The sequence below is a fragment of the Rhizobacter sp. P3_C12 genome (assembly GCF_056402735.1).
On the sequence record NZ_JBFUGW010000019.1, the window covers coordinates 33,025 to 42,020 of the forward strand.

An 8,996-nucleotide genomic window follows, 5' to 3' on the forward strand; every position below is an offset into this window, starting at 1 on the left:
CCCAAGCAACTCGCCCAGGAACCGGCTTTGCCGGGCCTGCGGCGAGGTGCCCCCTCGGGGGGCAGGAGCGAAGCGACGTGGGGGCCGTCAACTAGCCGGTGGACTTGTTCCAGTTCGCGATCTGCTGCGTGATGTAGGTGCTGAGCGTGTTCAGCCCCGCCATCTTCGTGTCGAGCGCGGTGTACTGGGCGCGCAGGCGCTTCTCGGTGTTCGTCATCCGGTCGGTGATGTCGTCCTGCCGTTCCTGGTTGTCCTTCAGCGTGCTGTTCAGCCCGGTGGTGCGGGCGGCCAGCGTGCCGTCGGTGCCCAGCACCTGGTCGCCCAGCGCGCGCAGCTTCTGCGCGAAGCCGTCGTTGGCCGAGTCGGTCGTGTCGCTGTTGGCGAACGCCTTCTTCATCTCGCTCAGGTTGCCCAGGGCGCTGGTCAGCTTGGTGTCGCTGACCTTCAGCGTGCCGTCGGTCTGGATCTCCAGGCCGATCGAGGACAGTGTCGGGAACGCGCTCGAGGCCGAGCCGGTGCCCGTCAGCATCGAGCGCAGCTGGCGCTGCAGCGACACCGCGGTGCTGTCGCCCTGCAGCGTGCCGGCCGTCTTGGTCGCATCGTCGTACTTGGTCTGCGTCTTCAGCAGCGATGCGAGGCCGTTGTAGGCGGCCGTGAAGCTCGTGATCGCGCTCTTGATCGAGGTGTTGTCCTGCGCGACGCTGACCTGCACGTCACCGGTGGTGACCTTCTGCAGGTTCATCGTCAGGCCCTGCACCACGTCGTTCAGCGTGTTGCTCGCCGAGGTGATGTCCAGCCCGTTGATCTTCGCCTTCGCATCGACGGCGGTCTGGGTGCGCGTCATCGCGGCGCTGCCGTCGGTCGCGTCGTACGCGAAGGCCGACGGGCCGGCGCCGCTGGCCGTCACGCGGAAGCCGTTCTCGGCCCCGGTGGACTTCGACGACAGCACCAGCCGCGCACCGCTCGAGTCGGTGACGATGGAGGCCGAGACGCCGCCACCCGCCGCATTGATCTTGTCGCGCACGTCGGCCAGCGTGTCGGTCGCGCTGATCGCGATGTTCATCGAGCTGATGGTCGCGCGAGCCTTGAAGCCCGGCTCGCCGATGTCCCAGCTGCCGGTGTCGATGGTCAGCGAGCCTTCGCCGACGACCGCGCTGCTGGATGTGAAGCTGGTGCTTGCCACCGACTGCGAGGCCGCCAGGCTCTGCACGCTGACCGCGTAGTTGCCGGCCGAGGCGCTGGAGCCGCCGGACACGGAAACGGCCGATGTGTCGGCCGAGGTCGCAGACGTCGCACCCCAGGTGCCGGAGCGGGTCAACGCGAGCGCGGCGTCGCGGAAGGCCGACACCGACGATTGAATGGAGCCGTAAGCGGAGATCTTGGTCTGGATCTTCGACGCTTCGGTCTGCAGTTGCGTGACGGGCAGCTTTTCGACCGTCATCAACTTCGTGATGATCGATTCGACGTCGAGGCCGCTGCCGATCCCCGCTGATGTAACTGATGCCATGACCGTGACCTTTCGGAAGAGTGGACGGCAAGCAGAGGAAGCCTCGCTGCCACTGTCCTAAAAGAAGGAAGGCTCCCCCCAAGGGGAATCCGATATCGCGTGTATCGGAGTCACAGCCGGCAACTTGAGTCCTCGGGTGCGACTTTTTTCACGCACCACGCCCCGCTCGTCGTTCATCAGCCCTTCAGCAGCTGCAGCACCTGCTGCGGCAGCTGGTTGGCCTGGGCCACCATCGCGTTGCCGGCCTGTTGCAGGATCTGCGCACGGCTCAGCGCGGCGGTTTCAGCCGCGAAGTCGGCGTCCATGATGCGGCTGCGGGCGGCCGACTGGTTTTCCACCGCCGTCTGCAGGTTGGCGATCACCGAATCGAAGCGGGACTGGCTGGCACCGTAGGTGGCGCGGGTGTCGTTGATCAGGTCCAGCGCGCCGTCGATGGAATTCATCACCGTCGCGATGGCAGTCGCGTCGGCCGTGCTATCGATCACGACCAGCGCGTCGGTCACCGCGGTGATCGAGGCGTCGACGGTCAGGTTGACGGTGGTGATGTCGATGGTGTCGTTGACGGTCGTGTTGGCGCCGACCTGGAAGGTCTGCGTGCCGGTCGACGCGAGGATCGGCTGGCCGTTGAACGTGGTCCCGTTGAGGACACGGCCGATTTCGGCCGACAGCTGCTTGAATTCCTTGTTCAGCGAATCCTTGTCGCTGTTGCTGTTGGTCGAGTTGCGGGCCTGCACCGACAGTTCGCGCATGCGTYGCAGCGCATCGCCCACCTTGGACAGCGCACCTTCAGCGGTCTGCGCCATCGAGATGCCGTCGTTGGCGTTGCGGATCGCGACGTTCATGCCGCGCACTTGCGCGTTCATCCGTTCGGCGATCGCGAGGCCGGCGGCGTCGTCCTTCGCGGAATTGACGCGCAGGCCGGACGACAGGCGCTGCATCGAGACGGCCAGCGCGGACTGGGAAGAATTCAGGTTTCGTTGCGCGTTCAGCGAAACGATGTTCGTGTTGATGGTTTGTGGCATGAAGCACTCCTCAAGAATCAATGACTCCCGGCGAAATGCGCCGGCGCTTGCCGCAGGGGTGTGATGCCCTGCGTCAGACCCGGCGCGAATCACCGTTGGCCACCGACATGAAAGGTGTGCTGTTGCACACCGCCCCGTCAGCATCCTTCAGTGGATCCGGACCGCAGATCCCGGGCGAGGAACCTGTGGAAGTGATTGTTCCGAGAACTGGAGTGGGGTTAAACCGGGAAATGAGCCGGTTCGACCCGTCTTTTCATCCGCCAAACGAGAAGGCCCCGCCCGGTTTCCCGGGCGGGGCCTTGTAGAAGCGAGCCTGGCGGCTTACTTCAGCAGCGACAGCACTTGCTGCGGCAGTTGGTTGGCTTGCGCCACCATCGCCGTGCCGGCCTGCTGCAGGATCTGGGCACGCGACAGGTTCGACGTTTCAGACGCGAAGTCGGCATCCGTGATGCGGCTCTTGGCGGCCGACTGGTTCTCCACCGAGGTCTGCAGGTTGGAGATCACCGAGTCGAAGCGGTTCTGCACCGCACCGTACATGGCGCGCTCGCTGTTGATCGAGTCGATCGCGCCGTCGATCTTGTCGATCACGTCCTTCAGGGCAGCCGCGTCTTGCGTGCTGTCGATCTTCTCGCTGGTCACGTCGGTGATGCTGGCGGCTTGCGACATGTCGGTGGTGGTCACCGTGATCGAGTCGTTGGTGGTCGTGTTGGCACCGATCTGGAACTCTTTCGCGCCGGCGTCGGAGCCGATGATGTTGATGCCGTTGAAGGTCGTGCCACCGAGCACGCGGCTGATTTCCGCGCCGAGTTGCTGGAATTCCTTGTCCAGCGAATCCTTGTCGCTGGTGCCGTTGGTGCCGTTGCGGGCTTGAACGGCGAGTTCACGCATGCGTTGCAGCGAATCGCCGACCTTGCCCAGCGCGCCTTCAGCGGTCTGCGCCAGCGAGATGCCGTCGTTGGCATTGCGGATCGCGACGTTCATGCCGCGGACCTGGGCGCCCATGCGCTCCGAGATCGCCAGGCCGGCGGCGTCGTCCTTGGCGCTGTTGACGCGCAGGCCGGAAGACAGGCGCTGCATCGAGGTCGACAGGGCATTCTGGGTGGTCGACAGATTGCGTTGTGCGTTCAGCGACGTGACGTTGGTGTTGACTGACATGCTCATTTGAAATACTCCATAACGGTTGAAACGAGACCCGGCATGAGCGCCGGCATTGCCTCGGCAGATTGGTGTCTCTACCGTGATCCTCTCTGCCTAAACGACCGCACGTCCTGTGCGGCTTGCTGCGCCCGGCCTCACTGGTCTGCCGGACCCCGGCGCCGTTGTTGCGTCGCCGTTGGAGGCTTTATCGGACCGCCACTTTCCGGACTTGAGACCCGGTCACGAAAATTTCGGAGGGATCCGTTGAACAGAGGGAGGAGAACCCGGCTTCTATCTGCACTTGGGCCGGAAACTTGAGGGTCCGCACGGACGTTTCGAGATGTTTCTCGCAGCCCGGGAAGCGCTGAATTGGCAGGCGTCTGCGGTGCATCTCCGCGAGACCGGCACGGGGTGGTTTCCTAGAATTTCAGCACCCTTCCACGGGGCGTGCCCAGGCGCGCCAGCACGATGCACACCAAGCCACACAAGCCCTCGAAGCCGCGCGCCGCCACGATTGCACCCTACCTGCGCAGCGCGAAGCAGGATTGGGAGGAAGGCATCGGGCATGCGAAGGCCGGCGACTGGCGCAGCGCCGAGAGCGCCTTCCTGCGCGCCACCGAGCGCGAGCCGCAGGACAACCTCTACCTGGTGAACCTGGCACGCGCACAGATGAAGAACGGCGCGCACGAGAAGGCATTGCAGTCGGCCTCGGCCGCCCTCAAGCTGCAACCGGACGATCCGGTGGCCCGCATCATCGCCGCCGAATGCCTGCACGCGCAGCACCGCTACGCCGAGGCGGCCACCTGCCTGCAGCAACAGCCCGCGCACGTGCCGCGCAGCACCGAGTACCACCAGACCCTCGGCATGGCGCTCTTCAACGCGAACCAGCACCAGGCCGCGATCACCGCCTTGTTCGATGCACTGGCGCGCAACATCGACCACGCGCTGTCGCACTTCCGGCTCGGCCTGGCCTTCAATGCGCTGGGCATGAAGGCCGAAGCCACCGAATGCCTGCGCACCTCGCTCGTGCTAGGCCTCGGCCCGGGCGACCTGGCCGCGCAAAGCGTGCTGACCTTCATCGAACGCGAGCTGTGCCGCTGGGACCATGCCCGCGAGGACCTGGCGGCGCTGGAGCGCATGGCCGCCGCGCTGCCGGCCGATGCCGACCGCTGGGCCGCCGTGTTCGCGCAGACCACGCTGACCGCCGACCCCCAGGTGCAGCTGCGCATCGCCCGCTCGTGCTGGCGCTTCCACATGCGCGGGATCAAGCCGTTCGCACCGGTCGCGCCTCGCCCGCTGCCCACGCGGCTGCGCGTCGGCTTCGTCTCGGCCGACTTCCATCACCACGCCACCGCGCTCCTGATGGCCGAGGTGTTCGAGAAGCTCGACCGCAGCCGCTTCGACGTCACGCTCTATTCGCACGGCCCCGAAGACGGCAGCGAGATGCGCCAGCGGCTGCGCCGCGCGGCCGACCGCTTCGACGACGTGAGCAAGCGCGGCGAGCTGGAAGTGGCGCAGCAGATCCGCAGCGACCAGATCGATGTGCTGGTCGACCTGAAGGGCCACACCCGCGACGGCCGGCTGAAGATCTTCGGCCACCGGCCGGCGCCGGTGCAGGTGAGCTTCCTCGGCTTTCCGGGCAGCACCGGGTCCGACGCAATCGACTACTTCATCGGCGACGCCATCGTCTCGCCGCTCGACCATGCCGCGCACTACAGCGAGAAGCTCGCGCTGATGCCCGGCTGCTACCAGCCGAACGACCGCCAGCGCCCGCTGCCCGGCCCCTGCACCCGGGCCCAGGTCGGTTTGCCGGAAGACGCGCTGGTGCTGTGCGGCTTCAACCAGCCGTTCAAGCTGTCTCCCGAGGTGTTCGACGTCTGGTGCCGGCTGCTGCACCGCATCCCGAACTCGGTGCTGTGGCTGCTGCAATGGAACGAGCATGCGCCGGCCCTGCTGCGTGCCGAGGCCAAGGCACGCGGCATCGATACCGAGCGCCTGGTGTTCGGCCCGAAGGTCGGCCTGCGCGAGCACCTGAGCCGCCTGCCGCTCGCCGACCTGTACATCGACGCCTGGCCCTGCAACGGCCACACCACGGCCAGCGATGCGCTGTGGGCCGGCGTGCCGGTCGTCACCTACACCGGCCAGTCCTTCGCATCGCGCGTCGCGGCCAGCCTGCTGGATGCCGTCGGCCTGCCTCAGCTGTCCTGCAACACGCTGGCCGACTACGAGGCCCGCATCGTCGAGCTCGCCGGTGACGCTTCGGCGCGCCAGGCGCTGCGCGACCATCTGATCGTCGCCCGCGACACCGCGCCGCTGTTCGACAGCGACACCTGGACGCGCGACTTCGGCCGCCTGCTGTGGGCGATGGCCGGACGCTGGTCGCAGGGCCTGCCGCCCGACCACATCGTCCTCGCCCCCGAACACGCCGAAGGAGCCTGCGCATGAGCACGATCGAGCTGCCCGCCATCCACCTGTGCATCGTCCAGCCCGCGGGCTACGTGCATTCRCTCGGCTTCCTCGACCAGGCGCGCTACTTCCGCCACCAGTTCCGCCGCATGGGCGCCGAGGTGAGCCTCGCGAAGAACCGGCTGCGCCATGACGCGGTGAACTTCGTGTTCGGCGCCCACCTCGGTTTCGACGCCGCGCTGCGCGAGCGCCACACCTGCGTGTTCGTGAACCTCGAGCAGCTCGGCCGCGGCGGCGCGCCGGTCAGCGACGACTACCTGAAGCTGCTGGCCGGCTCGGCGGTCGTCGAGTACGACGCCGACAACATCGCCGCGTACACGAGCCATGCCGCCGACGTGCCGGTGTTCCCGCTGCTGTTCGCGCCCTACCTGAAGCCGGCGCAGTCCGTGCCGCTGGAAGCGCGCCCGATCGACCTGCTGTTCATCGGCAGCATGAACCCGCGCCGGCTCGAGATGCTCCAGCGCATCGAGGCCACCGGCCGGCGCGTCGCGAAGTTCGACCACCCGCTGTACGGCCCGGAGCGCGACGAGGTGATCCTGCAGGCCAAGGCGGTCGTGAACCTGCACTTCTACCCGACCAGCCGCTTCGAGCAGGCGCGCGTGTCGCACTGCCTGTCGCTGGGCAYGCCGGTGCTGTCCGAGCGCCGGCCGCAGACCCGCCCGCACGAGGCCTTCGAGGATTGCGTCAGCTGGTTCGACGAAACCAGCCTCGACGAGGTGTTCGGCCGGCAGCTCGGCACGCCGGCGTTCTTCGAGCAGGCGCGCGCGCAGCTGCAGCGCTTCGAGGCCAGCGACCCGATCGAGGCCTATGCCGACATCATGGCGTTCGCCGTGGGCTATGCCCGCGTGCACCAGGAGCGCCGGCCGCAGGAGCCATGGCGGCCGACCCGCATCAACCTCGGTTCGGGCAAGGACTACAAGCCCGGCTGGTTCAACATCGACATCCTCGAGCGCGCCCAGCCCGACCTGGTGCTCGACCTCGGCCAGCCGGTGCAGTGGCCGCACCGGGCAAGCTCGTCGTACGGCGGCGACATGCTGCTGGCCGAGGACAGCGTCGACATGATCTTCGCGAACAACGTGCTCGAGCACGTGCCCGACCTGCCGACGCTGATGGGCAACTGCCTCGCGCTGCTGAAGACCGGCGGCCAGTTCATCATCGAGGTGCCGTACGAGCACGCGGCGACCGCCTGGCAGGACCCGACCCACCTGCGCGCGCTGAACGAGAAATCGTGGCTCTACTACACCGACTGGTTCTGGTACCTCGGCTGGTTCGAGCACCGCTTCCAGCTGGCGCAGTTCCACTACCTCGACGACGCGCTGCGCGAATGCCCGAAGGAGCGCGCCGCCTTCATGCGCGTCGTGCTGGCCAAGATGGAGACCTCGCTGCGCGAGCGCACCACCGCCCGGGTGATGCGGGCCGATTTCGCGCTGCCGGACGACATGTCCGACGCCTACGCGGCCGACCTGGCGGCCTTGTCGGCCTGAAACCTGCCTGAAAAACCCTCTTTACCTACCGGAGAAGACCGCCCAGGCGGTCTTTTTTTCGTTCTGCGACAAGCACTTGCGTTCGCGCTTCAGCTTCCCCGGCAGCCGTGTAGGAATTTGCCTGACAGGGGGCATGGAAGAAGCTGGACTCAAGCGACAGAACTGACCTGATGTTTGGGTCCATCTTGCGTCTTCACAATTCGTTCCACGTTGAGACAAGTAGCAAGTAACCCGCAACACACACCAAGGAACGAGACATGAACGCCGACCAAATCCTGACCGAAATCCGTGAAGCCAACCTGTCGTACCTGATGCTGGCCCAGAGCCTGATCCGCAGCGACCGCGAGCAAGCGCTGTACCGCCTGGGCATCAGCGACGAGAGCGCTTCCCTGATCGGTCTGCTGACGCCGGCGCAGATGATGAAGGTGGCTGCCAGCAACACGCTGCTGTGCCGCTTCCGCATGGACGACGACCTGGTGTGGGGCCTGCTGACCAACCATGGCAAGGCTGCCTCGAACGACACGACGAGCCGCCTGCACGCCAGCATCCTGATGGCCGGTCGCCACCACGAAGCTGCCTGAGCCTCGCGACCGCCGCAGCTGCCACAACCACACAAGATTCCGGAGAGAGACATGACCCGCACCAAGAGCATCCTGACCGAAGCCAAGCAGATCGAACGCGCCGTGACGTTGATCAACCTGGGTGCGCGCCTGCAGGTGCTGGAGTCTGAAACCGACCTGTCCTACGAGCGCCTGCTGCGCTTGTACAAGGAAGTCTCCGGCAAGTCGCCGAGCAAGGGCCAGCTGCCCTTCTCCACCGACTGGTTCATGACCTGGCAGCCGAACATCCATGCCTCGCTGTTCCTGAACATCCACGAATACCTGAACAAGGTGGCCGAGATGGACGAGATCGACACCGTCATCAAGGCTTACCAGCTGTACTCGGAGCAGACGCAGGCGCAGGGCCTGGAAGCGCTGCTCTCGGTGACCCGCGCCTGGCGCCTGGTGAAGTTCGTCGACAACGGCATGTTGACGATGACCAAGTGCTCGAAGTGCGGCGGCCATTTCGTCAGCCACCCGCACGAGATCTCCAAGCACTACGTGTGCGGCCTGTGCAACCCGCCGGCCCGTGCCGGCAAGGGCAAGGCCTCGGGTGGCATCCAGATGCATTGAGCCGTGCGCTCAAGTCGGCCGCGGGATGGCCGACAACCTCTCAACGATTTCTGTTCTTCCCTGGGTAGTGTGAGTTAGCGACTTTTGTTTTCTTGATCTCCTCCTGGCGCTGAAAAGTGCTTTCAACGGACCTCTCGGGGTCCGTTTTTCTTTCTCACTGCGTGAGGCTGCTGCCGGGTCTCGCCCCGGACGCTGCGCTGTGCTTGCT

Annotated in this window: 7 protein-coding genes; 4 read left to right on the forward strand and 3 right to left on the reverse strand. The window is 66.0% G+C overall.

Annotated features, from left to right (window positions below; genetic code table 11):
- Positions 1-91: 91 nt before the first annotated feature.
- The 3 genes from fliD to AC1DXV_RS05595 all read right to left on the reverse strand — a co-directional run bounded on the left by fliD (position 92) and on the right by AC1DXV_RS05595 (position 3,690).
- Positions 92-1,507: a flagellar filament capping protein FliD gene (fliD, locus tag AC1DXV_RS05585; protein WP_477932797.1), complete on the reverse strand. Its 1,416-nt coding sequence runs from the start codon at positions 1,505-1,507 to the stop codon at positions 92-94.
- A 176-nt stretch (positions 1,508-1,683) separates the two neighbouring features.
- Positions 1,684-2,529, reverse strand: a complete 846-nt coding sequence (locus tag AC1DXV_RS05590) for a flagellin N-terminal helical domain-containing protein (RefSeq protein WP_477932799.1) — start codon at positions 2,527-2,529, stop codon at positions 1,684-1,686.
- Positions 2,530-2,850: 321 nt separating this feature from the next.
- Complete coding sequence (locus tag AC1DXV_RS05595) at positions 2,851-3,690, reverse strand: flagellin domain-containing protein (protein WP_477872741.1); 840 nt, start codon at positions 3,688-3,690, stop codon at positions 2,851-2,853.
- 444 nt (positions 3,691-4,134) lie between these two features.
- On the opposite strand from AC1DXV_RS05595, the gene AC1DXV_RS05600 reads away from it, so the two are divergent.
- The 4 genes from AC1DXV_RS05600 (at position 4,135) to flhC (ending at position 8,788) form a co-directional block, all read left to right on the forward strand.
- Positions 4,135-6,111: an O-linked N-acetylglucosamine transferase, SPINDLY family protein gene (locus tag AC1DXV_RS05600; protein ID WP_477932801.1), complete on the forward strand. Its 1,977-nt coding sequence runs from the start codon at positions 4,135-4,137 to the stop codon at positions 6,109-6,111.
- Positions 6,108-7,616 (forward strand): class I SAM-dependent methyltransferase, encoded by a 1,509-nt coding sequence (locus tag AC1DXV_RS05605; protein ID WP_477932803.1) that lies wholly within the window; start codon positions 6,108-6,110, stop codon positions 7,614-7,616. Before AC1DXV_RS05600 ends, AC1DXV_RS05605 begins: the two co-directional genes overlap by 4 nt.
- A 257-nt stretch (positions 7,617-7,873) precedes the next feature.
- A complete protein-coding gene (flhD, locus tag AC1DXV_RS05610) occupies positions 7,874-8,197 on the forward strand; it encodes a flagellar transcriptional regulator FlhD (RefSeq protein WP_047510164.1) in 324 nt (107 codons plus the stop codon).
- 51 nt (positions 8,198-8,248) lie between these two features.
- The gene (gene flhC / locus AC1DXV_RS05615; RefSeq protein ID WP_047510166.1) at positions 8,249-8,788 is read left to right on the forward strand and encodes a flagellar transcriptional regulator FlhC; all 540 of its coding nucleotides are present in this window, start codon (positions 8,249-8,251) and stop codon (positions 8,786-8,788) included.
- Positions 8,789-8,996: the final 208 nt, after the last annotated feature.

Coding starts and splice junctions, on each gene's coding strand:
- fliD (WP_477932797.1), bottom strand. CDS start 1,507: ATGGCATCAGTTACATCAGCGGGGATCGGCAGCGGCCTCGACGTCGAA.
- AC1DXV_RS05595 (WP_477872741.1), bottom strand. CDS start 3,690: ATGAGCATGTCAGTCAACACCAACGTCACGTCGCTGAACGCACAACGC.
- AC1DXV_RS05600 (WP_477932801.1), top strand. CDS start 4,135: ATGCACACCAAGCCACACAAGCCCTCGAAGCCGCGCGCCGCCACGATT.
- flhD (WP_047510164.1), top strand. CDS start 7,874: ATGAACGCCGACCAAATCCTGACCGAAATCCGTGAAGCCAACCTGTCG.
- flhC (WP_047510166.1), top strand. CDS start 8,249: ATGACCCGCACCAAGAGCATCCTGACCGAAGCCAAGCAGATCGAACGC.